21 protein-coding genes and 6 tRNA genes are annotated in these 25800 nt (G+C 33.3%); 25 read left to right on the forward strand and 2 right to left on the reverse strand.

Features of this window, described 5'->3' with window-relative positions; translation table 11 throughout:
* The first annotated feature begins 7 nt into the window (after nucleotides 1-7).
* The 17 genes from mfd to JK636_RS14235 all read left to right on the forward strand — a co-directional run bounded on the left by mfd (nucleotide 8) and on the right by JK636_RS14235 (nucleotide 11779).
* Entirely contained in the window at nucleotides 8-3526 is a 3519-nt protein-coding gene (gene mfd / locus JK636_RS14155) for a transcription-repair coupling factor (RefSeq protein WP_202749667.1), read from the forward strand.
* Between the two features lie 66 nt (nucleotides 3527-3592).
* Nucleotides 3593-4579: a peptidylprolyl isomerase gene (locus JK636_RS14160; RefSeq protein ID WP_243428241.1), complete on the forward strand. Its 987-nt coding sequence runs from the start codon at nucleotides 3593-3595 to the stop codon at nucleotides 4577-4579.
* 183 nt (nucleotides 4580-4762) lie between these two features.
* The gene (gene spoVT, locus JK636_RS14165; RefSeq protein WP_202749669.1) at nucleotides 4763-5317 is read left to right on the forward strand and encodes a stage V sporulation protein T; all 555 of its coding nucleotides are present in this window, start codon (nucleotides 4763-4765) and stop codon (nucleotides 5315-5317) included.
* A gap of 161 nt (nucleotides 5318-5478) precedes the next feature.
* On the forward strand, nucleotides 5479-7014 hold the full coding sequence (locus tag JK636_RS14170) for a putative polysaccharide biosynthesis protein (RefSeq protein WP_202749670.1): 1536 nt from the start codon (nucleotides 5479-5481) through the stop codon (nucleotides 7012-7014).
* A 32-nt stretch (nucleotides 7015-7046) separates the two neighbouring features.
* On the forward strand, nucleotides 7047-8504 hold the full coding sequence (gene yabN / locus JK636_RS14175; RefSeq protein WP_202749671.1) for a bifunctional methyltransferase/pyrophosphohydrolase YabN: 1458 nt from the start codon (nucleotides 7047-7049) through the stop codon (nucleotides 8502-8504).
* A 318-nt stretch (nucleotides 8505-8822) separates the two neighbouring features.
* Nucleotides 8823-9101, forward strand: a complete 279-nt coding sequence (locus JK636_RS14180) for an HU family DNA-binding protein (protein WP_021654969.1) — start codon at nucleotides 8823-8825, stop codon at nucleotides 9099-9101.
* 70 nt (nucleotides 9102-9171) lie between these two features.
* Nucleotides 9172-9441: an RNA-binding S4 domain-containing protein gene (locus JK636_RS14185; protein ID WP_202749672.1), complete on the forward strand. Its 270-nt coding sequence runs from the start codon at nucleotides 9172-9174 to the stop codon at nucleotides 9439-9441.
* A 74-nt stretch (nucleotides 9442-9515) separates the two neighbouring features.
* A complete protein-coding gene (yabP, locus tag JK636_RS14190) occupies nucleotides 9516-9809 on the forward strand; it encodes a sporulation protein YabP (protein ID WP_202749673.1) in 294 nt (97 codons plus the stop codon).
* Nucleotides 9810-9818: 9 nt separating this feature from the next.
* Nucleotides 9819-10247, forward strand: coding sequence for a spore cortex biosynthesis protein YabQ (gene yabQ / locus JK636_RS14195; RefSeq protein ID WP_202749674.1), 429 nt, complete (start codon nucleotides 9819-9821; stop codon nucleotides 10245-10247).
* A gap of 62 nt (nucleotides 10248-10309) precedes the next feature.
* Complete coding sequence (locus JK636_RS14200; protein WP_202749675.1) at nucleotides 10310-10579, forward strand: FtsB family cell division protein; 270 nt, start codon at nucleotides 10310-10312, stop codon at nucleotides 10577-10579.
* A 150-nt stretch (nucleotides 10580-10729) separates the two neighbouring features.
* A complete protein-coding gene (locus JK636_RS14205; protein WP_202749676.1) occupies nucleotides 10730-11140 on the forward strand; it encodes a S1 domain-containing RNA-binding protein in 411 nt (136 codons plus the stop codon).
* A 105-nt stretch (nucleotides 11141-11245) separates the two neighbouring features.
* Nucleotides 11246-11334, forward strand: a tRNA-Leu gene (locus JK636_RS14210).
* Between the two features lie 5 nt (nucleotides 11335-11339).
* A tRNA-Met gene (locus JK636_RS14215) sits at nucleotides 11340-11415 on the forward strand.
* A 17-nt stretch (nucleotides 11416-11432) separates the two neighbouring features.
* Nucleotides 11433-11509: transfer RNA gene (locus JK636_RS14220), tRNA-Met, on the forward strand.
* Between the two features lie 5 nt (nucleotides 11510-11514).
* Nucleotides 11515-11603 (forward strand) — tRNA-Leu (locus JK636_RS14225).
* 5 nt (nucleotides 11604-11608) lie between these two features.
* A tRNA-Met gene (locus JK636_RS14230) sits at nucleotides 11609-11684 on the forward strand.
* Nucleotides 11685-11702: 18 nt separating this feature from the next.
* Nucleotides 11703-11779 (forward strand) — tRNA-Met (locus tag JK636_RS14235).
* 38 nt (nucleotides 11780-11817) lie between these two features.
* On the opposite strand, the gene JK636_RS14240 is transcribed toward JK636_RS14235, so the two are convergent.
* Together JK636_RS14240 and spoIIP are read right to left on the reverse strand one after the other, a co-directional pair.
* Nucleotides 11818-13164 (reverse strand): CehA/McbA family metallohydrolase, encoded by a 1347-nt coding sequence (locus tag JK636_RS14240; RefSeq protein WP_202749677.1) that lies wholly within the window; start codon nucleotides 13162-13164, stop codon nucleotides 11818-11820.
* A gap of 286 nt (nucleotides 13165-13450) precedes the next feature.
* On the reverse strand, nucleotides 13451-14569 hold the full coding sequence (gene spoIIP, locus JK636_RS14245) for a stage II sporulation protein P (protein ID WP_202749678.1): 1119 nt from the start codon (nucleotides 14567-14569) through the stop codon (nucleotides 13451-13453).
* A 434-nt stretch (nucleotides 14570-15003) separates the two neighbouring features.
* Between spoIIP and spoIIE the strand changes: the two genes are divergently transcribed.
* The 8 genes from spoIIE to JK636_RS14285 all read left to right on the forward strand — a co-directional run bounded on the left by spoIIE (nucleotide 15004) and on the right by JK636_RS14285 (nucleotide 25763).
* Nucleotides 15004-17388, forward strand: a complete 2385-nt coding sequence (spoIIE, locus tag JK636_RS14250) for a stage II sporulation protein E (RefSeq protein WP_202749679.1) — start codon at nucleotides 15004-15006, stop codon at nucleotides 17386-17388.
* 110 nt (nucleotides 17389-17498) lie between these two features.
* A complete protein-coding gene (tilS, locus tag JK636_RS14255; RefSeq protein WP_338025784.1) occupies nucleotides 17499-18893 on the forward strand; it encodes a tRNA lysidine(34) synthetase TilS in 1395 nt (464 codons plus the stop codon).
* A 16-nt stretch (nucleotides 18894-18909) separates the two neighbouring features.
* Nucleotides 18910-19446 carry a hypoxanthine phosphoribosyltransferase gene (gene hpt / locus JK636_RS14260; protein WP_202749681.1) on the forward strand — a complete coding sequence of 179 codons (537 nt, stop codon included), beginning with the start codon at nucleotides 18910-18912 and terminating at the stop codon, nucleotides 19444-19446.
* 92 nt (nucleotides 19447-19538) lie between these two features.
* Nucleotides 19539-21347, forward strand: a complete 1809-nt coding sequence (ftsH, locus tag JK636_RS14265) for an ATP-dependent zinc metalloprotease FtsH (protein ID WP_202749682.1) — start codon at nucleotides 19539-19541, stop codon at nucleotides 21345-21347.
* 158 nt (nucleotides 21348-21505) lie between these two features.
* Nucleotides 21506-22096 carry an RNA polymerase sigma factor gene (locus JK636_RS14270; protein WP_338025788.1) on the forward strand — a complete coding sequence of 197 codons (591 nt, stop codon included), beginning with the start codon at nucleotides 21506-21508 and terminating at the stop codon, nucleotides 22094-22096.
* Nucleotides 22086-23297 (forward strand): DUF4367 domain-containing protein, encoded by a 1212-nt coding sequence (locus JK636_RS14275; protein ID WP_202749684.1) that lies wholly within the window; start codon nucleotides 22086-22088, stop codon nucleotides 23295-23297. Before JK636_RS14270 ends, JK636_RS14275 begins: the two co-directional genes overlap by 11 nt.
* A gap of 354 nt (nucleotides 23298-23651) precedes the next feature.
* Nucleotides 23652-24035: a thioesterase family protein gene (locus tag JK636_RS14280; RefSeq protein ID WP_202749685.1), complete on the forward strand. Its 384-nt coding sequence runs from the start codon at nucleotides 23652-23654 to the stop codon at nucleotides 24033-24035.
* Between the two features lie 57 nt (nucleotides 24036-24092).
* Complete coding sequence (locus JK636_RS14285) at nucleotides 24093-25763, forward strand: formate--tetrahydrofolate ligase (RefSeq protein WP_202749686.1); 1671 nt, start codon at nucleotides 24093-24095, stop codon at nucleotides 25761-25763.
* Nucleotides 25764-25800 lie beyond the last annotated feature (37 nt).

Genomic DNA, 25800 nt, shown 5'->3' on the forward strand with positions numbered 1-25800 from the left:
TGTTACAATGAGATTAAAGGGCTTAATGCAGCCTTTAAAACAGAGTAAAGAGTTTGAAGAGATTATAAATGCTGTAGAAAAGCGCAGATACCCAATTGGTGTATTTGGGCTTTCTGAGTCTGCCAGAGGTTATCTAATACATGGAGTGTATGATGAATTAGACAAGCCGTTTCTTATTTTAACTCACAACGACGTAGAGGCTAAAAATTTATATGAGGATTTAAATCTATATATTCCAAATGTATTCTATTTTCCAACTAAGGAAGTAGTGTTTTATAACATTGATGCTATATCTGGAGATTTAAGGTGGGAAAGACTTAAAGTAATAAGAGAAATGAGCAAGAAGAGCAAGAAAATTATAGTTGCTTCAATTGAGTCTTTAGCACAAAAATATATTCCATTTGAACTCTATAAGGAGTATACCTTTAAATATTCAGTTTCCGATACTCTTAATATAAATGAACTTAATGAAAAGCTTATTCAAGCAGGCTATGAAAGGGTAGATGTAGTAGAAGCAAAAGGACAATTTTCTATAAGAGGAGGAATAATGGATATATATCCTCCTCTTGGGGCACTTCCTTACAGAATAGAGCTTTTTGGAGATGAAATAGACTCCATAAGAACTTTTAATACTGAATCCCAAAGAAGTATAGAGAAGGTTAAGAGTATTGAAATATTTCCTGCCAAGGAAATGATTTTAAATAGAGAAAATATATTAAAAGCTTCAGCTGATATAGAAGAAGATTTGAAGCTTGTTTTAGCATCCCTTAAATCTAAAAAGAATAAGGAAGCTATGGAAAAGATAAACTCTATAATTAAAGGCAATTTAGAATCATTAAAGGAAAGCTGGAGTTTTGAAACTATAGAAAGTTATCTGCCTTATTTTTACAACAATACTTCAAGTTTTTTAGACTTTTTCCAAGATGGTTTTGTTGTTATAGATGATGTTCAAAGATGTCAGGGAAAGCTTGATAGTGTTTACTTTGAGTTTGAAGAAAACTATAAAAGCTTTCTTCAGCTTGGAAATATTCTTCCTAAACAGGGCAATCTTCTTGTTCCTAAGGAAGAGTTGTTAGAAAAATTGACTTACAGCAATGTACTTACTTTAAATTCTATACCTAAATCAACTAAGATACTTGCTCCAAGAGCTATTATAAGTTTTACACAAATAACTCTTCACAATTATCATGGGCAGTTAGATCTTTTGATTGAAGACATTAAAGATAAAAAGGCTAGGGGCTTTAGAACAGTTATACTTTCAGGTACAAGACCTAGAGGAGAAAGGCTGGTGGCTACACTTAGGGATCGAGGAATAGAAAGCAGCTACAGCGATATAGTTAACGATATAGCTTTGGGACAGGTGGTTATAACCTTTGGCAATCAGCTTAGAGGCTTTGAATATCCTGATTTAAAGGTTTGCGTAATATCTGACAAGGAAGTTTTTGGCGAAGCAAAAAGAAAGAAAACCTCTAAACCTAAAAAAGGAGTAAGTAAGATTAAAAGTTTTACTGAGCTTAAGGTTGGAGACTATGTAGTTCATACTAATCACGGTATAGGTGTTTATAGAGGTATTAAGCAGCTTGAACTTCAAGGGCATATAAAGGATTATCTGCAGTTAAGCTATGATTCAGGAGATATGCTCTATGTGCCAGTTGACCAGCTTGATTTAGTTCAAAAATATATTGGACAGGAAGGGAAAAATCCTAAAATAAATAAGCTTGGAGGAACTGAATGGGCTAAAGCAAAGAGTAAGGTTAAGAAATCTATTGAAGAGATTGCTGAGGATTTAGTCAAGCTTTATGCAGTTCGTGCAACTTTAAAAGGCCACAGCTTTTCGAAGGATACTGTTTGGCAGAAACAATTTGAAGAAGAATTTCCATATGACGAAACACCAGATCAAATAACAGCTATAGAAGACATTAAAAGAGATATGCAGTCAGATAAGCCTATGGACAGACTTCTTTGCGGCGATGTAGGTTATGGTAAGACTGAGGTAGCAATTCGTGCGGCCTTTAAGGCGGTTATGGATGGAAAGCAGGTGGCTTTCCTTGTGCCTACGACTATACTTGCAGAGCAGCATTATAATAATTTTGTACAGAGATTTTCTGATTTTCCTGTAAAAGTTGATATGGTAAGCCGATTTAGAACTGCGGCTCAGCAAAAGGCTACATTAAAGGCAGTAAAAGAAGGCAACGTAGATATACTTATAGGGACTCACAGGCTGCTCTCAAAGGACCTTCAGTTTAAGGACTTAGGACTTTTGATTATAGATGAGGAGCAGCGTTTTGGTGTTACACATAAGGAAAAATTGAAAGAGTTTAGAAAGAATATAGACGTGTTGACCTTATCTGCTACACCTATACCAAGAACTCTTCATATGTCTCTTGTAGGGGTTAGAGATATCAGCGTTATAGAAACTCCGCCTGAAGAAAGATATCCTATACAAACCTATGTGGTGGAGTTTAATGACCAGCTTATAAGAGATGCAATAATGAGAGAGATAAACAGGGGCGGTCAAGTATATTTTGTTTATAATAGAGTTGAGACAATAAGGGATACGGCTTCCTATCTTCATAAGCTAGTACCTGAAGCTAGAATTGCTGTGGGTCATGGACAAATGAGTGAGAAGGAGCTTGAAGGAGTAGTAATAGGTTTTGTAAAAAATGAATATGACATACTGGTTTCAACAACTATAATTGAAACAGGTATGGATATTCCAAATGTAAATACAATAATAATTAATGATGCGGATAAGATGGGCCTTTCTCAGCTTTATCAGCTAAGGGGAAGGGTAGGGCGTTCAAATAGAATTGCTTATGCATACTTAACTTATAGAAAAGATAAAATTTTAACTGAAGTGGCTGAAAAGAGACTTAAAGCGATTAAAGAGTTTACAGAGCTTGGGTCAGGCTTTAAAATCGCTATGAAGGACCTTGAAATAAGAGGGGCCGGAAATATGATGGGTTCTGCTCAGCATGGACATATGGCTGCCATAGGTTATGACCTTTACTGCAGAATGCTTGAGGATATGGTTAAGCTTATTAAAGGTGAAATCGACAAGGAGCCTATTGAAACAACAGTTGAGCTTAAGGTTGATGCCTTTATACCAGTTGACTATATAAGCGATGAAATGCAAAAGATAGAAGTTTATAAAAAGATTGCGGCAATCAGCTCCTTTGAAGATATGATAGAAATTCAAGATGAGCTTATAGATAGATTTTCAGATATTCCTCCTTCAGTCGAAAATCTTATTAATATAGCTTATATAAGAAGTATAGGAAAACAATTTGGAATAGAAGAGATTAAACAAAAAGGAAATGAGCTTTTATTTCAATTTGAAAGCAATGATTATATAAAAGGTGATTTAGTAAATGCTTTAATTGGTAAATATAATAGAAATATAAGCTTTAAAAATGATAAAAAGCCTATTATTGCATTTAAGCTTGGAGATTTAAAACAGGAAGAATTAATTGCTAGGAGCAGGGAAATAATGGAAAATATTAAAGCTGGTGTTGCAATAAGTTAATATTATGATAAAATAAATCTATGTGTATTAAATAAAAGAAAGAGCGGGGGAATTAGAGTGAAGAACATGAGAAGATTAGCGGCAGTTGCACTTATAAGTGTGTTTGCCATAAGTGTTGCAGGCTGTAATATGATATCAAAAACAGAGGCAGGAATTAAAAAGAGCCCTGTTGCAAAGTTCGATAATGAAACTATAACAAAAGGACAGCTTGATGAGAGAATGGCAGGACTGCAGCAAAGTTTTATACAACAGTACGGCAATGATTACCTAAAAAATTCAGATGCTAAAACTCAGTATGTAACTCAGGAAAAAAGTATGCTTGATAACATGATAACTGAGAAGATTCTTTTAAAGAAGGCTGATGAGCTTAAGGTTATGCCTACAGATGAGAAAGAAAAAACTGATCTTATAAACAAAAAGATGGATGAACTTAAAAAGGCTTATACTGAAGATCAAATAAAGCAGGCAGGTTTTAGCGGCGGTTATAATGATGCTAAGTTTAAAGATTATGTAAAAGATCTTACTGTAATGGATAAGGTTTATGAAAATATAACTAAAGATATTAAGGTAGATGATGCTAAGGCTCAGGATTATTATACAAAAAATCAATCTCAGTATACAGAAAAGCCAAATATGATTAAACTTGCACATATACTTGTAGCTACTAAAGAAGAAGCTGACAAAGTTGAGCAAAGATTGAAAAATGGTGAAGACTTTGGAAAACTAGCTAAAGAGCTTTCTACTGACACAGGTTCAAAGGACAATAATGGAGAATATGAAGTTCCTTTTGTAGGTTCAGGTTTTGATGAAACCTTTATGAGCACTGCATTAGCACAGGCAGAAGGAAAGATATCAGCGCCAGTACAAACTCAATATGGGTTCCATATAATTAAAACTATATCAAAAACAAATTATCCTGTTAAAAAGTTTGAAGATGTAAAAGAAGATATTAAAAAGACGCTTTTAGATCAAGAAAAACAAACTAAGTATACTGATACAATGACAAAATGGAGAACAGACGCTAAGATTAAGACTTACGAAGAAAACTTATAATAAAAATGCGGTGAAATTATTCGCCGCATTTTTTATTTTTTAATTCATATTTACTTCTTTATTTCCAATAATAAAAATTAATAGGAATTATCTGTGTATAAATTTGCTTAATTGGAAAGATAATAATAACACAAACAGATTTTATAAGTTAATTTTTAAGTACATATAAGGAGGTACACATTTATGAAGGCAACTGGAATAGTTAGACGTATAGACGACCTTGGAAGAGTTGTTATTCCAAAGGAAATAAGAAGGACTCTTAGAATAAGAGAAGGAGATCCACTTGAAATATTTACTGACAGAGAAGGTGGAGTAATACTTAAAAAATATTCGCCTATAGGGGAACTAAGTGATTTTTCAAAAGAATATGCAGAATCACTTCAGCAGTCAATAGGAAATATAGTTTTAATAGCAGATAAAGATGCTATAATTTCAGCAAGTGGTGCACCAAAGAAAGATTTTGTGGAAAAGAAAATAAGCAATGAGCTAGAAAAGTGCATGGAAGACAGAAAAACTGTTTCCTTAGGAGAAGGAGCAGGAAAGCTTATACCATTGTATGATGATGAAGAAGTAGAAGGGAAGTATAATTCCCAAGTAATATCCCCAATAATATCAGAAGGCGATGCTATAGGGGCAGTTATCATACTAGCAAAGCAGCCAGGAGAAAAGCTTGGAGAACTAGAAATGAAACTAGCCGAAACAGCATCAGCCTTTTTAGGAAAGCAAATGGAACAATAATGGCAACATGTTAAATGGCAGCATGTCTGCCATTTGTTTTTTGCTTCAACTGAATTATTGACTATATCTTTGTAAAGTATTCAATACTTTCTCAAAAAGTAATAAATTTCCTATAATTTAAATAATTATAAACATAACAATTTTGGAGGATTTTTTACTTTATGAGAAAACAATCATTAATAAAAGGTACTTTAATACTAGGAGCATCAGGGATTGTTGCAAAAGCTATGGGTATACTCTTTAGGTGGCCTCTAATAATGCTTATTGGAGATGAAGGCGTTGGCTACTATCAAATGTCTTATCCTCTATATACCTTTTTTATAGCTATAGCATCAGGGGTGCCTATTGCCATTTCTAAAATGGTATCAGAGAGAAATGCTGTAGGTGATAAGAGCGGTGCGGTTCAGGTGTTAAGAAATGCAGTATTCCTAATGATTATATTAGGAGGAGGCTTTTCTGCTTTTTTATTTATATTTTCAAAACAGCTTGTAGATATTTTCAGGTGGAACGAAAAATCTTATTATTCATTGGTTGCTATTTCCTTTGCACCCTTTATTATTTCTATAATGACCTGTATTAGAGGATTCTTCCAAGGGATGCAGAACATGTACCCAACAGCTGTATCTCAAATTATAGAGCAGTTTGGAAGGGTTTGCATTGGAGTTGGACTTGCCTATCTGCTTCTTCCTAAGGGAATTGAGTACTCTGCTGGAGGTGCTGCCTTTGGAGCTGCTGCAGGTGGATTATTAGCCGGTACATATTTAATCATTAAATACTTTAAATCAAGAAATGATTTTACTATTATTAAGGCGAAAAGAGATAAAAATATTTTAGGAAAGCTTCTACATATTGCTATACCTATTTCTCTAGGTGCAACAGCAAGCTCAATTATGGGGCTTTTAGATTCTCTTTTGGTACCTACTAATCTATACAAAGCAGGTTTCAATTCAGCGCAGGTAGCCACGTTGTTTGGTCAGCTTACGGGAAAGGCTATGGTACTTGTTAGCGTTCCTTTAACCTTGTCTATGGCTCTTTGTATGTCCCTTGTACCTGTAATTTCAGAAGCTAACATTAAAGGAAAAAGAGATGAAGTAATAAGCAGGGTAAACACGGCAGTAAGGTTATCCTGGGTTATAGCTATGCCTTGTTTTCTAGGTCTTTATTTTATGGCTCCTCAAATTTTGGGACTCATTTTTCCAGGACATGCAGATGGCTATAAAATACTTCAGCTTCTATCATTTACTATACCGTTTATAATAACATCTCAGGCGAGCACATCGATACTTCAAGGAGTCGGGAAGATTTATATTCCTGTGTTTAACCTTGGTTTAGGATGCCTCGTTAAGGTTATAATAACCTATAGTTTAGTAAGAATGCCTCAGATAAATATATATGGTGCAGCTTTAGGGAGCATAGGCGGTTATATTACAGCTTCTATGCTTAATATGAGCGCTATGAAGAGAAGTTTGAAGGTAAAGATTAATTACTATGATGTGTTAATAAAACCAGCCTTTGCAGCAATATTAATGATAATTTCAGTTGTATTTATTTATATGTATGTCTATAATTATACAGTAAGTAATGGTATTTCTACCTTGCTTGCTATAGGAATCGGAGGAATAATATACATTATTTTAATTATTGTTTTCGGAGTATTTAAATATAGTTATGTAAGAAGTAAATTTTTTAAAAAATAAGAATTTGATATACATGTAAGGAGGCAAAACAAATGATTAGAATTGTTGGACTGGGTCCTGGCGATAAAGATGCTATAACTCTTGGAACCTTAGAAGTTTTAAAAAGTGGCGGAAATGTTTTTTTAAGAACTTATAAGCATCCTAATGTAGAGTATTTAGAGCAGCTTGGAGTAAAGTTTGAAACTTACGATGAAATATATGATAATGCAGAAAACTTTGATGAAGTTTATAGTTCTATTGCTGAGAAGCTTATGAACGAACAGAAATCATATGGAGATATAGTTTATGCAGTACCAGGGCATCCTCTTGTTGCAGAAAAGTCTGTAAGCAATTTGATTAAGCTTTGTGAGAAGCAGGGAGTAAAATATGAGATTTATCCTGCTGTAAGCTTTATAGATGTTATTATGGAAAGTCTTCAAATTGATCCCGTAAACGGGTTAAAGGTAATAGATGCTTTTGATATACATAACCAGCTCTTTGATAAAAGAATAGGAACAATAGTAACTCAGGTTTATAACAACTATATAGCATCAGAGGTAAAGCTTGCACTGAGTGAATATTATAAAGATGATACTGAAATTTATTTTATTCGTGCTGCAGGGGTAAAGGGTATGGAGAGCATAAGAAAAATACCTCTCTATGAGCTTGACAGGCAGGAGGACGTAGATCATTTAACTTCGGTGTATATTCCTAAGGATTTAAACAATACATATGATTTTAAGGATTTTATAGATATAATGGGTACCTTAAGAGGCGAAGAGGGCTGCCCATGGGATAAGGAGCAGAATCATGAGTCTTTGAAAAGGTACCTTATAGAGGAATGCTACGAGGTTTTAGAAGCTATAGATGCAAATGATGAAGACATGATGATAGAAGAGCTTGGAGACGTGCTGCTTCAAGTGGTATTTCATGCTCAGATTGGAAAAGAAGAAGGCTATTTTGATATAACTGATGTTATAAAGGCAGTCAGCACGAAAATGATAGAAAGACATCCACATATTTTTGGAAATGTTAAGGCTGATACTTCTGAAGAAGTTTTAGCTAACTGGGATGAAATAAAGAAAAAAGAAAAAGGTTTTGAGAACTTTACAGAAGAATTAAGACATATTCCTAAGAATTTGCCGGCGCTTATGAGAGCAGAAAAAGTTCAAGCTAAAGCAAAAAAGACAGGATTTGACTGGGACAAAGTTGAAGACGCATTAAATAAGGTTTTAGAGGAATATGAAGAGGTAAAAGATGTATATAAAGGTGAAAACAGGGCAAGAATACTAGAAGAACTGGGAGATTTAATATTTGCTTCAGTAAATGTGTGCAGATTCCTTGACATTGAGCCTGAAAATGCATTAAATTATACTATAGACAAATTTATAAATCGCTTTGAATACATAGAGAAAACTGCATTAGGCAAGGGAGTAAAGCTTACTGATATGACCTTAGAACAAATGGATATTCTTTGGGAAGAAGCTAAGCATAAGAAAAATTTGTCATAAAAGAAGGAATTTCCGTATTTATGAAGAACTAATTAAAGGACAATTAATAATGAATAATGAATAATTGATAATTAAAGCAAGTTTTGCTTTGCAAAACTTAAGTACAATTCGAAAATCCCGTAATTATTAGTTATTAATTTTTAATTATTAATTAACAAAACTGTTTAGTAATATTTTATATATATACTAAAAGAAAAATGGGCTGAAAATAAATTTATATTTTTAGGAGGTGAAGAACCCTGGTTTGCGGTTAGAATTAACCTATCTTTCTGGCCCGGTAAGGTAAAATCAATTGATTTAAAAAACCAGGATACAAAAGTGAACAAAACAGAATTAGTTGCAAGTATGGCTGAGAAAAGCAGCTTAACAAAAAAAGATGCAGAAGCGGCATTAAAAGCTTTCATAGATAGTGTTCAAGAAGCACTAGCAAAAGGAGAAAAAGTTCAATTAGTTGGATTTGGAACTTTCGAAGCTAGAGAAAGAGCTGCTAGAGTTGGAAGAAATCCAAGAACTAAAGAAGAAATTACTATACCAGCATCAGTAGTTCCAGTATTTAAAGCTGGTAAGGAATTCAAAGAAAAGGTTGAAAATAAATAATACTTTTTCTATAAAAGCCTGGATTTTAATTAATCTAGGCTTTTGTTATAATAAAGATTGGGGTGTTTTTATGAGATTAGACAAATATCTAAAAGTTTCAAGAATAATAAAAAGGCGTACCGTTGCCAAAGAAGCATGTGAAAATGGCAGAGTAAGTATAAATGGCAAGATAGCCAAACCAAGTACTGATATTAAAGAAAACGATATAATTGAAATTCAATATGCTACAAAATCCTTAAAAGCAAGAATAACTAATGTAGCAGAGCACGTTAGGAAAGAAGAAGCAAAGGACATGTATGAAATACTGGTTGGAGAAGAGGATACAGACGAGGAAGAGTAATATATCTTACCCCTCAGGCATATATTAGATACAAGAAGGATAACGAAATTAATAGGTGTACCTGGAGGGATAAGATGGAGATAAAGAAAGAGATAAAAATTGAAGATAAAAAGAGCAATCTAATCCTTGAAAACAGAAAAAGACTTGCATTGACTGGCGTGCTGGAAGTTATAAGCTTTAATGACAATGTTATAATGCTTAATACAAACTTAGGCTCTATGACCATAAAAGGTGAAGGGCTTAGAATGAATAAGCTTGATGTTCAAAATGGAGAAGTAATGATTGTTGGGACAATTAATTCCTGTATTTATTCTGGAACAGAAATTAAAAAAGATGATGAAAGCATATTTAAAAAGCTTTTCAAATAGGGAGAGATTATGTTATCTACAGTAGCTTCCCAATCTAATCTTTTACTTTTCAGTATGCTTGCAGGGGTACTAACAGGAATGCTTTTCGATCTTTACAGAGTTTTAAGAGGATTTGAAAATCCTAATAAAATACTAACCTTTATAGAAGATACATTATTTTGGATACTTACGAGTATAATTGTATTTATATTTTTACTTAAAACCAACTATGCATACATGAGAGAATATGTATACATAACTATAGCTTTAGGAATATTAATTTACATTTTTGTTTTAAGTAAATCTTTTATAAAGGTTGAATATAAAATCATAGGAATTATTATCAAGTTTACCAGAATTATATTTAATTATGTGTTTTATCCAATCAATTTAATATTTTATAGATTAAAAAGAAAAAATAAACAAAAAATCCTAAAGAAAAAACTTGAAGAAAACTAGAATAGAACTTAAAATATAGTTGATAGTATATTTTTTACTGCTGTTTTAATGAGAGGTAACTGATGAAAAAAAAAGTTAGTCTGAAAAAGGTTCTTATAGTTTTATTTTCGGCATATGTGTGCTACATTATTGGAAGCACTCAAATTTCCATGACTAAAATTAGAAAAGAATTAAATGTTAGACAACAGGAACTTACTAAACTGCAGGAAAAGAATGAGAAATTACAGGATGAAGTAAAAATGTCCAAAACTGATGATTATATTGAAAAGTTAGCCAGAGAAAGGCTTGGTATGATTAAGGATGGCGAGACTCCTGTAATACCCAAGAAATAACATTGAAATATAGGGGTTCCTAAACAGCATATGAATTTCAAAATAAACCTGATGTTTGAACTTTTCAAATATCTATTTATTATTTGAAACTATGTAGTAGGACTCTATAATATATAACATATTTAATTTTTAAGGAGGAGTCTTTTTAATATGACCTTACAAACAGGAAGTATCCTTGAAGGCACAGTAGTAAACATCACTAATTTTGGAGCGTTCGTTGAAGTGGATGGAAAAACAGGTTTGGTCCACATATCTGAGGTTTCAGATACATTCGTAAAAAATATTAGAGATTATCTTAAAGAAAAAGACAAAGTAAAAGTTAAGGTGATTTCAGTTGATGATAATGGAAAGATAAGTTTATCCATTAAACAAGCTTCACCACCAAGAAAATCTGTAAAGCCTATGGAGATAGATTGGAACCAAGAAAAGGGTAAAGTAAATACAGCTTCTTTCGAGGATAGACTTTCAAAGTTCTTAAAGGAAAGTGAAGAGAAGGTACAGGAACTTAAGAAGCACCAGGATTCCAGAGGTCGTGGTTATAGAAAAAGTTCAAATTATTAATATATAATAGGAATCGAACTTTCGGTTCCTTTAATATTTTTAAAAAAGATGTTGACATTGCACAGTATATATAATATAATTATTTTTGTCGCAAGAGAGTGACTTGCTGGAGTGGCGGAACTGGCAGACGCACAGGACTTAAAATCCTGCGGTGGTTGAACACCGTACCGGTTCGATTCCGGTCTTCAGCACCAAATATCGCGGGGTGGAGCAGCTGGCAGCTCGTCGGGCTCATAACCCGAAGGTCGTAGGTTCAAGTCCTACCCCCGCAACCAATTAAATTAAATAATATGGCGGAATAGCTCAGTTGGCTAGAGCAATCGGTTCATACCCGATGTGTCGTAGGTTCAAGTCCTATTTCCGCTACCAACTCAGCTGGAGTGGCGGAACTGGCAGACGCACAGGACTTAAAATCCTGCGGTGGTTGAACACCGTACCGGTTCGATTCCGGTCTTCAGCACCAAATATCGCGGGGTGGAGCAGCTGGCAGCTCGTCGGGCTCATAACCCGAAGGTCGCAGGTTCAAGTCCTGCCCCCGCAACCAATTAAATTTAAATATTATGGCGGAATAGCTCAGTTGGCTAGAGCAATCGGTTCATACCCGATGTGTCGTAGGTTCAAGTCCTATTTCCGCTACCAGGTAATCCCTATAGATTTTCTATAGGGATTTTATGATTTTATAAACTAATATCCTGTACAAATAAAGCAGAAGATATTCCTACCTTACCGTCCGCATGAATAACTTTAACAACATACCATTTATATTCATCATCAATAGGAGTTCTTAAATTCCACTCACACTTATACCCCTGACCAAAAATCTTTTCGTGAGCTATTTTTCCCTCATTGGTTATAACCTGAAGTTTCTCGATAGGGCTTATATTATCTTCAGCCAAAATATGAATGTCTAAAACGTCACCCTTTTTTAAATTAAGTACGCTGCCCATCCATTTTCCGTTTCCTTTTACTGCAAGCTTTAAGCTTTTAGATTCTGTTGAATAAACGCGCCTCAGTTTAATGGCGTTTATTATTGAAGCCTTTGAGAGCTCTTTACATATAGCAGCGGTAACGTTATTTGATTCTCCCCAGTCATCTGAATGATTATCTTGCCCGTTTATGGCAGCAATATGCCAGCCGTAATCTAAGGCTTTATAATAATTTTCTTCTGTACGGGTATAGATTCTTGTAGTAGATCCATTGCCAACTTCATATAAATTAACAAAGTTATCAAGGTTGTGGGTAAAAGGTAAGGTTTTTGGAGAACGATGTGGATGATTTATAGATAAAAGTATATTTTCTTCCATGCAAAGCCATGTATACAACTCATCAATAGAAGATGGTTTCTTAGTTATTATAGTATTGCTGTTAATAATGTTAATATGTCCCCAAAAGGTTGTGCTTAATTCGAAGCCGTATAGTGCAGCAAAATTAGTATATCTAAAATTCATAGATTCGGCCTCAAGTTTTAGCATTTCCCATTTCGGAGCTGTTTCTCCAAATAATGAAATACTTCTATCATAGTTAAAATTTCCTTTCGCAAGTTTACCTTGATGATCTGTAATAACCAAAAAATCAAGACCTTTGCTTTTTGCCTTTTCATAAGCCTCTGTTGGAGTACCTACGCCGTCTGAATAAGAAGTATGAGAATGAGGTATACCGTAATAGAAATTGTAATCTAAAAGCTCATCCTCAATTATAAAGCTCCAGTGAAATTCTTGAATATCTTCATTTGATAAGATAACCACAATTTTAATATAATGACAGCCATAGTCTAAAGGATTATTAGTAATGCTTCTAATAGTAAAATTATTTATTCTGCTTGGTATTTCTTCATCATCTAAAAAGAGCCTAGCTGTTGAAAAGTTAATAAGCTCCCGACCTTCCTTTAGAAATGCCAAGATAGGAATACATCTATTTGACGTTGAACTAAGATTACCAGGAGAAAAATAAAATAGTACTGAAGAATCACTGTTCTTAATCCTGTATTCACTGCGGCACATATTACTTAATATATATTCTTCCAAAAATTTTCACCACCCGATAAAAATAATATCTAAAATATATAATATTCAAAGTTTAATAAATTTGTGAAGTAAAATGGCCGCAGGGCTTTACGTGGAAAATAATATATAATCTTATATATTATTTTCCGCATTGCAAGCCATAGAACATACGCAAAGGAATCACAAAGTAAAATATTATTTTCTACACTAGGATCTACGGTATTTACGCCACAGCCTACGTCAGTTTACTGCGTCCTCTGGTTATAATATAAAAAAGCTGACAGATTTGACCCGTCAGCTTATGCTGCTATTTAGAATTTATATATTCTGCTATTATCCTTGATAAGTAAAGCCCTGAGGCTTTTGCTTCATCAAGGGTATTATTTTGTGCGCCTAGTTCAATTAGTATTGCATTACCGCTTTTATGCTGATTAAATCTAGCACTCTCATAATAATGAATACCATAATCTGCACCACCGTTTCCTGGACGGATTAAACCTGGAAACAGACTTTGGGATATACTGGATACTTTCTTTGCAACAGCAATATTGGAACTCTTATTTTTGTTTCCCGTACCTATTACAATCATATATCGGGCTAAATTAGTTTTATTAAGGTTTGTTTCAAATACAGAAGCAGCAGTGTTATCAGGCAAGCCGTCTCTGTGTAGATCTATTATAAGCTTAAAGTCTTTATATTTATTAAGGTACTTGTCTACAAGTGCACCAGAATTTTCATAGGAGTGATAAAAGTTTCCTATATTGTTATAGGTTTTATCGTGTATTGTAGCTATACCGTAGTTTTTCTCCAAATCATTAGCAATAACATCTCCTACTGCGTTCATGTTTGTATTGTCTTCATACATATTTTCTTTATAAGGTTTATAACTTTCAGTTGTATGTGAATGATAAATAAGTACTTCAGGTTTTGCGGAGTTTAATGTTTTCTTAATCTTTGGATTATAAACTTGAGCAATATTGATATTCGGCGGATTTACATTTTGATTATTACTATTATTTGTATTAGGGTTTTCGGTATTTTTATTAATAGTACTTTCACTTAATTTAAATGGATTTATAAAAAAAGATGTTTTTGTTTCATGCTGAGTTTCTTCACTATTCATGGCGTTTATAAAGCCTAGTTCTCTTTCTACTATTGAAAGAGGATTTCCTACATCTAATCCAACAAACTGAAGAAGTTTGTTTTTTATTGAATAGTTGTATTCTGCTACTTCATCTTCATTAAGAGCTACGGATTTTACAAAGGGCATTGTGTAATTAATAACCTCCATGTAAAATAGGTTTTTCTCCGGCGATGAGGTTTCATCTCCAACAGCTCTAGAAATAATAGGAATTGATAAAGTAAGCAGAAGTGATAATGACAGCGAGGTATAAAATTTCCCTTTTGTAAATTTGTGCTTAACCAAGTTTATCCCCTCCATATAAGTAAGTATATGGACATGCAGTTATAGTTATTACTGAATTTAATAATTTTACAAACTAAAATGGCCACAGACTGCGGCAATTTATTTAGAAATCTACCTTTTTGACGACATATTTTGGTAATATGCTGCATAAATTAATTAGTTGTAGTTTTAAGTTATATATAAAAAAATATAGTAATAATAGCTTGTGCTCAATGTTTACAAAAGATTTAGGAATAAAAATACACTTATAAGCATATGGTAATTATTTGAAGGAAATAATAGAACAATGTCCTACGAAAAATATAAAACGCCCCTAGTAAGTGACAATAATTTCCATAACCCTCTGCTATAATTTAGACGAGACTTAAGAAAAGTTATATTTTCAGAAAATAAACGGGGTTATCCCATTATTATAAACTTAGGGGGAATAAATAATGCAGTACGGAGCTAAATTATCTACTTACGAGCGAACATTAAAAGCTAAGAAAAAAGAAGTTAAGAAAACAGTTGATGGGCAGCTGGTTATAAAACTGCTAATTTATTTTATAAGCTCTATACTTGTGAGTAGGGTTTTACTAATAAACTATATAGCACCCTTTGGCATAGCTTTTTTGATTGCCGTGCTTATATATGGAGAAGAAAAAGTGCATCTTGTGGCTGGAGGAGGTACCTTAATTGGATATGTAAGTCTTATTGGAAGTATAGATGAACTTCCATCATATATGGTTCTTGTTGCGGTAATAACTCTTACAGCTTACTTAACTAAAAATATAGGAAGAAAAAAACAACTACTAGTGATGTTTTCTTTAATTTTTATTGAAGTTATAGCATATAAGTATTTTATTTCAAAGTTAACACTAGATATAGCAGCACTTTCTGCGGCACTTGAAGCGGGATGTATATTTCCTTTATATTTTATTATCAATTACTCTATAGTATGCTTTAAAAATTTAAATACAAAGCACCTGTTTACTAATGAAGAGGTTATAAGCATGGCGGTAACAGCTTCACTTGTTATATCTGGAACCTGGGGAGTGAATATTGCAGGCGTTTCAATCAGAAATATTCTTGCTCTTTTATTTATCGTTGTTATAAGTTATGTAAAAGGAAGTACTGTTGGAGCAGCAAGCGGTGTTGCTATGGGGGTAATAATAGGGGTGTGTTCAAATAACCTTCCTATATATATAAGTGTTTATGGTCTTTGTGGTCTTATAGGAGGCTTGTTTAAAAACAGTGGAAAGCTATTAACTGTGCTTTCATATATTGTTGCCTTTGCTATTATAAAGATATATTCTAATATACAAGGCGAATTTAAAATTATAGAAGTATTAATTAGTGGAGGAATATTCTTCATATTGCCGCTCAAGTTCTATAACAGATTAATTCTTGAACTTGATTTTCATAAAAAACAGGACTATATAAGCGGAAATTATGTGGACAAGATAAAAGGAATCCTAGTTAATAGATTGGATAGTTTTTCAGATGTGTTAACAAATATGTCCACCATACTTGAGAATTTAGCTGAGAATGATAAGCTGGTTATGAAAAATAAAAGTGCTGCACTTATTGAAAACTTGGCTGATAGAGTTTGCAGCAATTGCAATATGAAATCCATGTGCTGGAACAGAGAGGCCTACTATACTTATAATGCTTTTGGAGAGCTGATTCAAAATTATCAGGAAAGAAAGCAGGAAATGCCAGAGGAGTTAGATAGGAAATGCGTTAAAAGGACAATGCTTTCTAAAAATACTGAAGAAATAGTAAATAATTATGTAATAAATGAAATGTGGAGAAAACGTCTAAGCGAGGGAAGAGAACTTTTGTCCAGTCAAATAGGTAATATGGCTTCTTCTGTATCAGAAATTATAGATGAATTTAATGCAAATATAAAGATAGATGTGGAAGCTGAAAATAATATAAGAAGAATACTAGACAGAAGTAGAATTAAATATAATGATGTATTCTGTCTATGCAATAAAAATAACAGACTTATTGTTAAAATAAAAATGCATTCCTGCAGCGGGACGCAGTTATGTGTTAAAGAGGTACTTCCTCTTATAAGTCAGGCCTTACATAAAAATATGTGTATAAGTGATGATGGCTGTAATATTGATATAAACGATAGTACTTGCACTGTAACCTTTGAAGAAGCACCAAAATTTCATGTGGCTTCTCATGCCATGCGTATTTGCAAGGAAGGAGAAAACTACAGCGGAGACAGCTATACTTTTGGGAAGCTTAGTGACGGAACTTATATGACTATAATAAGTGACGGTATGGGTTCAGGACCGCAGGCTGAGCAGGAAAGCAATGCAGCAGTTGAGCTTATAGAAAAGTTTGCCCATACAGGCTTTAATAAAATAACAGCAATTAACACCGTAAATTCAATAATGACCTTAAAGTTCTCGGCAGATGAAAAATTCTCAACTGTAGATTTAAGCAGCTTGGATTTATATACAGGAGAAGCTGAATTTATGAAAGTTGGAGCAGTGGCAAGCTTTATAAAAAGCGGAAGTAAAGTGGAAGTTATAAAATCAAAAACTCTTCCTATGGGTGTATTAGATAAAGTTGATGTAGATATAATAAAGAGAAAAGTAAAAAATGGAGATATTGTTGTAATGCTTACAGATGGAATGCTGGATTATAATAATGAAGCAGCAGGAAAGGTAGATTGGATGGTTGATTTCTTAGAAAACTCAAACTGTGGAAACCCTAAAGACTTGGTTGAGCAGCTTGTTGAAAAGGCTAAGGAATTAAGCGGAGGAAAGGTCAAAGATGATATGACCGTAGTAGTGTCCAAAGTATACAGCCTGTATTAATTAATAATTAATAATTAAAGAAGAAATGGAGAATAAGTTCTTCATTTCTTTATTTATGATATAATTATGTAATTAAATTATTAATTTTTAATTATCAATTCGTCAGCGGGGTGTTTATTTTGATCAATAAGGTTTTAAGCACAATAAAAAAATATAATATGTTTTCGTCAGGAGATAAGGTTATAGCAGCTGTATCCGGAGGACCGGATTCTATATGCCTGTTACATATATTATACAAATTACAAGAGGAGTTTAATATTAAGCTTTATGCTGCTCACATAAATCACTGTCTTAGAGGAGAAGAGGCAGACAAGGATGAGGAGTATGTAAAAGATTTTTGCAGGAAGCATGATATACCGTGTTTTAGTAGAAAAATTGATATAAATAAGCTGGCGAAGGAGAGAGGACTATCCTCAGAAAGTGCGGGAAGGGAAGCAAGATATGAATTTTTTGATGAGCTTTTTAAAGAGCTTGATGCTCAAAAAATAGCCCTAGCCCACAATGCAAATGATCAGGCCGAAACTGTGCTTATGAGAATAATAAGAGGCACAGGAATGGAAGGAATAGTTGGAATAAAACCTATGAGAGGGAATATATTTGTAAGACCACTAATAAATATTAGAAGAGAAAGTATTGAAGCTTACTGCGAGGAGAATAATTTGTCTCCTAGAATTGATAAGAGCAACTTAGAAAATATATATGCAAGAAATAAGGTCAGACTGGAGCTTTTACCTTATATAAAAGAGAACTTTAACAGCGATATAATATCAGCTCTAAATAGATTGTCAGAGACTATATCAACAGATAATAATTATTTAGAAAGTAAGGCCCTTAAAAAATATAAAATCTATTGTAGTAATAAGGAACAAAAGGTTATAATAAACAAAGAAGCTTTTATAGAAGATGAGGCAATTCTTTCTAGAGTTATAAGACTTGCTTTAAAGGATGTAAAAGGTAGTTTGAATAATATTGAAAAAGTACATATTTATGACCTCATAGAGCTTCAGAGACTTGGGACGGGAAAAAGACTCACACTTCCGGAAAACTTAATTGCTTATAATAATTATGGTAATATCGAGCTTGGCTTAAGTAAAGTTTATGTTAACAATAAAAATAGAGAAGAATATGAATTAACTATAGGCGAAGATAATTATATAGAACAATTTAATATTAATGTTTCTATAAGAATAATAGATAAAAATGAAAAAATAGACTTTAAGGAAAAAGACTGTGTAAAGTATTTTAATTATGATAAGCTGAAAGAAAAGATTACTGTAAGAAATAGAAAAGAAGGAGACAGATTCAGTCCCTTTGGTATGAAGGGGAATAAAAAGCTTAAAGATTTGTTTATTGATTTGAAAGTACCTAAGGAAGAAAGAGATAATATACCTCTTATATGTTTCGATGATGAAATAGCATGGATATCAGGCTATAGAATAAGCGAAAATTATAAGGTGGATAAAAATACAAAAAATATTTTGGAAATTAAAATAAAAAAACTTTAAGATTAAGGAGAAAAGAATGAGGGAAGATATTAAAGAAATACTACTTACAACAGAAAGCTTAGCACAAAAAATTAAAGAATTAGGGCATAATATTAGTAGAGATTACAAAGGCAAGGACTTGGTTCTTATAGGAATTTTAAAAGGATCAGTTATGTTTATGGCAGATCTTATGAAAGAAATAACCATTCCATGCTCTATGGACTTTATGGCTGTATCAAGCTATGGAAGTTCCACAACAAGTTCTGGAGTAGTTAGAATTTTAAAGGATTTGGATTTTGAAATTGAAGGCAAGGATGTACTAATTGTTGAAGATATTATAGACAGTGGTATAACCTTAAAATATCTTATGGAGTATCTTAAGGCCAGAAAAGCAAACAGTCTTGAAATTGTATGTCTTTTAACCAAGCCTGAAAGACGTAAGGTTCAGATAGATGTAAGATATACAGGATTTACTGTTCCTGATGAATTTTTAGTAGGTTATGGGCTTGATTATGCCGAGAAATATAGAAATCTTCCTTATATAGGTATATTAAAGGAAGAAGTTTATAAATAATTCACAAAATACTTTTTTTGAATATTGTAAACAAAATAACCTTATGATACAATTTTACAATAGCAGATTAACAGAAAGAGAGGGGGGCCAGTATGAAGAAATATTCAAGTATTACGGCCTGGATTGTAGTTCTTATATTAGTTATATTTGGCGCTTTGGCCATAGCTCAAACTGGTAAAAATGTAACACCAGTAAACTTTAATGAATTTCAAAAACAATGGATAGGTAATAATATAGTAAGCGTTAGAGTAAGTGAAGATAAAATGACTGTAACTGGTAAATATAAAGATGGCACAAACTATGAAACAATAGTTCCATCTGAAAGATTATTTCAGTTTATGGCTCAATATCCTAAGAATGGTGATGTTCAGGAAGCCTACAACAAACCTACAGCAATACCATTATGGTTACAGTACCTTCCAACTATTCTTCTTATTTTACTCTTTGTAGCTTTTTGGTTTATGTTTATGCAGCAATCACAAGGTGGTGGAGGCAACAGAGGTGTTATGAACTTCGGTAAGAGTAGAGCAAAAATGGCTACTCCCGATAAAAAGAAAGTAACCTTTAATGATGTAGCAGGAGCTGATGAAGAAAAGGCTGAGCTAGCAGAAATAGTTGACTTCTTAAAACAACCAAAGAGATATATTGAACTTGGTGCAAGAATACCAAAGGGAGTTCTTCTAGTAGGACCTCCAGGAACAGGTAAGACTCTTCTTGCAAAGGCTATATCAGGAGAAGCTGGAGTTCCATTCTTCAGTATATCAGGATCAGACTTTGTTGAGATGTTTGTCGGTGTAGGTGCTTCCAGGGTTAGAGACTTATTTGACCAAGCAAAGAAAAACTCACCATGTATAATATTTATAGATGAAATTGATGCTGTTGGAAGACAAAGAGGCGCTGGTATGGGCGGCGGACATGATGAAAGAGAGCAGACTTTAAATCAGCTTCTTGTTGAGATGGATGGTTTTGGAGTTAATGAAGGAATCATTATGATTGCAGCTACTAATAGACCTGATATCTTAGATCCAGCACTTTTAAGACCTGGAAGATTTGACAGACAGATTGTTGTTGGAGCACCAGACGTTAAGGGAAGAGAAGAGATATTAAAGGTTCACTCAAGGAATAAACCTTTAGAAGAAGAAGTTAAGCTGGATGTACTAGCAAAAAGTACCCCGGGCTTTACAGGAGCTGACCTTGAGAATCTAATGAATGAATCTGCGCTGCTCGCAGTAAGAAATAATAAAAAAGCTATTGGAATGGTTGAACTTAAAGAAGCTGTGAATAGAGTAATAATGGGACCTGAAAAGAAGAGCAGGATTATAATTGAAAAAGATAGAAGAATCACTGCATATCATGAGGCAGGTCACGCTGTTATAGGAAAACTATTACCTAATGCAGATCCAATACATGAAGTAAGCATAATTCCAAGAGGTATGGCAGGTGGATACACAATGCATCTTCCTGAAGAAGACAGAACTCATATGCTTAAATCTTGGCTCGAAGATGAAATGGTTATGCTTCTAGGCGGAAGAGTTGCTGAAAAGCTAATAATTGGAGATATAAGCACAGGAGCTAAGAATGATATAGATCGAACAACTAATATAGCTCGTAAAATGGTTATGGAATTTGGTATGAGTGATGAAATAGGACCAATTTCTTTTGGAAGTGGTCATGATGAAGTGTTCATGGGAAGAGACTTTGGAAAGAGCAGAAATTTCAGTGAAGAGGTTGCTGCTAGAATAGATTCTGAAATAAGACGACTTATTGATGAAGCTTATAGAAGTGCAGAAAAACTTCTATCTGAAAACCTTGGAAAGCTTCATGCAGTTGCACAAGCTCTTCTTGAAAAAGAGAAGATTGACGCTAAAGAATTTGATGAAGTATTTAATAGTGCAGTATAAAAAAAGCCACGCAGTTGCGTGGCTTTTTTGTTTAATATCCTTAATAAATAATTATTAGATTTTATTGCTGAAATTTGAACCAAACTGTATAACTTAGCATCATTATTAGTGTATACAATAAATTAAAGGGTACTCTTTATTGGGGGGGGAGAAAATTGGTGGATATAGACTTGATAGCAAAAGCTAAAGAGAAAGATAGCCAAGCTTTTAGAGTTTTATTTAATACTTATAAAGTGAAAGCATACAAAACTGCTTGTATGTTATTAAAGGATAATCAGTACGCAGAGGATGTTGTCCAAGAGGCATTTTTACAAGTTTATTTAAAACTGAATAAACTGTCTAATCCAGCGGCTTTTGAAAAGTGGCTTTATAAAATAGTTGTTAATCTTTGTTATGATATCTTAAGGAAAAAAGGAAAGGATAAGGCTGCTTCTATGGATGAAGCTATTAATCTATATGGTGATTTCCTTATTGATAATGATGATAAGCCTGAAGATGAGGTTGTTAAAAAAGAACTTTATAAGATAGTAAATGAAAAAATAGATTTATTACCGTTAAAACACAGAACTGTGCTAATACTATACTATTTTAACGGCTTTGATATTCAGCACATTGCCGAAATTATAAGTACATCTCAAGGGACAGTTAAGTCGAGATTATTTTATGCTAGAAAAGTACTTAAAGAGAGCTTGGATTGTATTAAGGATGATTTTATTGAAGATAATGGAGGTAGCTTATATGAATATTGATGATTTGATTAATGTTTCTCTAAAAGATAAATCGGAGAGATTTAATATTTCTGAAGAAAAGTATGATATGATGCTGCAATATATTGAAACAGAAGCTAAAGCAAAAAAGTGTAAGTTTACAATGCTGAATAAATTTAAGAAAATATTTTCTAAACCTTATTTAGGTTATCTAGCAGAAGTTGTTATTCTTATAATAATATTTTTTTTTATACCCTTAGCTGTAAAAAACTATAAAGATATAAATCAAACTGTAGTTCAGAATAATACTACATTACAGCTGCAGCAGAAAAATTATTCCTATGACTTTATAAAAGAGTTGAGGGGTATAGTGCAAAGATATGATAATGCTTCGCTAAGGCAAGATATAACAACTAAGGAATTTACCGATATTAATGAAGTTAAAGAAAAGGTGCCCTTTAATATTCAATGTCCCAACTTTCTTCCTGATGGGTATAAGTTTAAGGATGGCAGCATGAGAACTGAAAGTACCTCTTTTTTTACGATGTATTCTGTTATCATGAACTATTCTAAATCTGATATGGAGAATGTATTTATAGTGGAGAATAGTGATACAGGTAAGGAAAATCTTGATGGCTGGGAAAAAATAAGCATAAACGGTATAGATGCTTGGATTCGGGTTCCTGAGTCTCCAAAACCTAATATACAAATAGTGCTGTGGAATGGTGGCAAGTACTATAATTTCATCAGTGATTGTACAGGAAGAGATAATTTGATTAAGATTGCATGTTCAATTGATTATTCAAAAGATATAAATCCTAAAGAAACTGTGTGCTACACGGAAGATATGAGTCAAATCAAAGAAAAGCTCCCCTTTGAAATTAAGCTTCCTAAATACATGTCAGAAGGTTATAAACAAAATAGAACTATGCTTAGTTTAAAAACTGTAGATAAGGAATCTTTATATTTTATAACTACTGTTTACAGCAAAGATATTAAAGAAAATATAGAAGTATCTCAGGTAAACGAAACGGTAAATCCTGATACAGTACTTGAAAAATATAAAGATGAAATAAATAAACTTGAAAAACTCGATTTAAATGGAATTGATGCATGGGTTTACGAATCAAGAGGAGATTCAAAAAAATATGAAATAATATTCTCAAAATACGGAAGATATTTTATGGTAAGTGGAGATAAACAGCATAGAGATGAACTAATAAATGTAGCTAAATCAATATAAAATTGTTTTAAGAAAAAAACAAGAAGCTATCACGATATCTTCTTATCTAGATATCGCGATAGCTTTTTATATTTTTTAATAATAATATTTAATACTTTCTCTATAGCCTAGATTGTTAGTTATTTCATGTTAGTGTTATAATAAGAACATGCTGAATTTTAAAAAAACTAATAACGGAGATTAAAGTCCTAAATGGACTTTAACGAGCAATCAGCGAGCGGAGCGAGTAATCTTTGATTGCTCAGTGTTCCGACTGAAAGGAGGTTAAAGTCCTAAATGGACTTTAACGAGCAATCAGCGAGTTGAGCGAGTAATCTTTGATTGCTCAGTGTTCCGACTGAAAGGAGGAAAACAATGGAGTTTAACTTAAAGGAAGGTTTAAGTGCCTCTTCAGAAGTTACTGTAGGAGGTAATAATACAGCAAGCTTTTACGGCTCCGGCAGCTTAGAAGTATTTGCTACACCTGCTATGATTGCTCTTATGGAAAATGCGGCGTTAAAAGCTGTGCAGCCTGAGCTTCCTGAAGGTTTTACCACAGTGGGCATTGAAGTAAGCGTAAAGCACATAAAGTCAACACCTTCGGGCATGAAAGTAAAAGCAGAAGCATATCTTGAAAAGGTAGACAGAAAAAGATTGTTTTTTAAAGTAGAAGCCTATGACGAAGGCGGGAAAATAGGCGAAGGTACACACATAAGGTACATAGTAAATTCAGAGGAGTTTATGGGTAAGAAAAAATAGAAGCTTAATTATAAATGTTAATGCTTTAAATATAAGATTTTATGGGGAGGGTATAATATGAAAAGCGATATTGAGATAGCACAAAGTGCGAAAATGGAGCCTATATATAAGGTGGCAGAGAGACTTGGACTTACAGATGAGGATATAGATCTTTACGGAAAATATAAGTGCAAGATTTCTCTAGATGTTTTAAAAAAGAAACAGGATAGGAAAGATGGAAAGTTAATACTTGTTACTGCTATAAATCCTACAGCTGCTGGAGAAGGTAAATCCACCGTTACAGTTGGGCTTGGACAGGCGCTTTGCAGAATGGGTAAAAATGCTGTAATTGCTTTAAGAGAACCATCACTAGGTCCTGTATTTGGAGTAAAAGGAGGGGCTGCAGGGGGCGGATATGCTCAAGTAGTTCCTATGGAAGATATAAATCTTCATTTTACAGGAGATATGCATGCCATAACCGCAGCTAATAACTTGCTTTCAGCAGCTGTAGACAATCATATACATCAGGGCAATGCTTTAAAAATTGATTCAAGAAGAATCATTTTTAGAAGAGTTATGGATATGAATGATAGGGCACTAAGAAACATAGTAGTTGGCATGGGTGGAAAAGTAAATGGTTTCTTAAGAGAAGACGGATTCATGATAACAGTCGCTTCAGAAGTTATGGCTATATTGTGTTTATCTAAAGATTTAATGGACTTAAAGGAAAGAATGGGAAACATACTTATAGCTTATAATCTTGATGGAAAGCCGGTTTTCTGCAAGGATTTAAAAGTTCAAGGTGCTATGGCTCTTCTCATGAAGGATGCTATTAAACCTAATTTAGTGCAGACTCTTGAAAATACACCAGCTATAATACACGGCGGACCATTTGCAAATATAGCACACGGCTGCAATTCTCTGCTTGCAACAAAAACAGCACTTAAGCTTGGTGATTATGTAGTAACAGAGGCAGGCTTTGGAGCAGATCTAGGCGCAGAAAAATTCTTCGATATAAAGTGCAGATATGGAGAACTTAAGCCAGAATGTGTTGTAATTGTGGCAACTGTAAGAGCGTTAAAGCTTCATGGTGGAGTTTTAAAGAATGAGTTAAGCATACCTAATGTAGATGCATTAGCTAAAGGTATTGAAAACCTTGAAAAGCAAATTGAAAATATTAAAAAGTACAATGTTACTCCTGTTGTTGCTATCAATAGATTTATTACGGACAGTGAGGAAGAATTAAAGTTTATTGAGGATTACTGCAATAAGCTTGGGGTGGAAGTTGCTTTAACTGAGGTTTGGGCTAAAGGCGGAGAAGGTGGCTTAGCTTTAGGTGAGAAGGTTCTGAAAATTTTGGAGAATAAAGAGAATAATTTTAAAGTTTTATATGACGAAAAATTAAGCATAAAGGAGAAATTAGGTGTTATTGCTCGGGAAATATACGGAGCTGATGGAGTAAACTTTACAAAAGATGCCGAAAAGCAGATAAAGGAGCTTGAAGCCATAGAACTTGATAAGCTGCCAATATGCGTTGCAAAAACCCAATATTCACTATCAGATAATCAAAGCTTATTAGGAAGACCAAAAGGCTTTAATATAACTGTTAGAGAAGTAAGAGTATCAAACGGAGCAGGCTTTATAGTGGCTTTAACAGGAGATATAATGGTTATGCCGGGACTTCCAAAGGTTCCTGCAGCAGAGAGAATGGACATATTAGAAGATGGAACTATAGTAGGATTATTTTAAAAATTTTATATATTTATTGACATAATTAAACTTGAAA

It is taken from the genome of Clostridium rhizosphaerae (assembly GCF_016765585.1).
In the GTDB taxonomy this organism is placed as follows: Bacteria; Bacillota; Clostridia; order Clostridiales; family Clostridiaceae; genus Clostridium_AT; species Clostridium_AT rhizosphaerae.

What these genes read in the sequence shown, in the direction of transcription:
- JK636_RS14285 (WP_202749686.1), top strand. Translation starts at nt 24,093, where the DNA reads ATGAAAAGCGATATTGAGATAGCACAAAGTGCGAAAATGGAGCCTATA.
- JK636_RS14205 (WP_202749676.1), top strand. Translation starts at nt 10,730, where the DNA reads ATGACCTTACAAACAGGAAGTATCCTTGAAGGCACAGTAGTAAACATC.
- JK636_RS14280 (WP_202749685.1), top strand. Translation starts at nt 23,652, where the DNA reads ATGGAGTTTAACTTAAAGGAAGGTTTAAGTGCCTCTTCAGAAGTTACT.
- yabP (WP_202749673.1), top strand. Translation starts at nt 9,516, where the DNA reads ATGGAGATAAAGAAAGAGATAAAAATTGAAGATAAAAAGAGCAATCTA.
- mfd (WP_202749667.1), top strand. Translation starts at nt 8, where the DNA reads ATGAGATTAAAGGGCTTAATGCAGCCTTTAAAACAGAGTAAAGAGTTT.
- yabQ (WP_202749674.1), top strand. Translation starts at nt 9,819, where the DNA reads ATGTTATCTACAGTAGCTTCCCAATCTAATCTTTTACTTTTCAGTATG.
- JK636_RS14160 (WP_243428241.1), top strand. Translation starts at nt 3,593, where the DNA reads ATGAGAAGATTAGCGGCAGTTGCACTTATAAGTGTGTTTGCCATAAGT.
- JK636_RS14185 (WP_202749672.1), top strand. Translation starts at nt 9,172, where the DNA reads ATGAGATTAGACAAATATCTAAAAGTTTCAAGAATAATAAAAAGGCGT.
- hpt (WP_202749681.1), top strand. Translation starts at nt 18,910, where the DNA reads ATGAGGGAAGATATTAAAGAAATACTACTTACAACAGAAAGCTTAGCA.
- JK636_RS14200 (WP_202749675.1), top strand. Translation starts at nt 10,310, where the DNA reads ATGAAAAAAAAAGTTAGTCTGAAAAAGGTTCTTATAGTTTTATTTTCG.
- JK636_RS14275 (WP_202749684.1), top strand. Translation starts at nt 22,086, where the DNA reads ATGAATATTGATGATTTGATTAATGTTTCTCTAAAAGATAAATCGGAG.
- JK636_RS14170 (WP_202749670.1), top strand. Translation starts at nt 5,479, where the DNA reads ATGAGAAAACAATCATTAATAAAAGGTACTTTAATACTAGGAGCATCA.
- spoIIE (WP_202749679.1), top strand. Translation starts at nt 15,004, where the DNA reads ATGCAGTACGGAGCTAAATTATCTACTTACGAGCGAACATTAAAAGCT.
- spoVT (WP_202749669.1), top strand. Translation starts at nt 4,763, where the DNA reads ATGAAGGCAACTGGAATAGTTAGACGTATAGACGACCTTGGAAGAGTT.
- yabN (WP_202749671.1), top strand. Translation starts at nt 7,047, where the DNA reads ATGATTAGAATTGTTGGACTGGGTCCTGGCGATAAAGATGCTATAACT.
- ftsH (WP_202749682.1), top strand. Translation starts at nt 19,539, where the DNA reads ATGAAGAAATATTCAAGTATTACGGCCTGGATTGTAGTTCTTATATTA.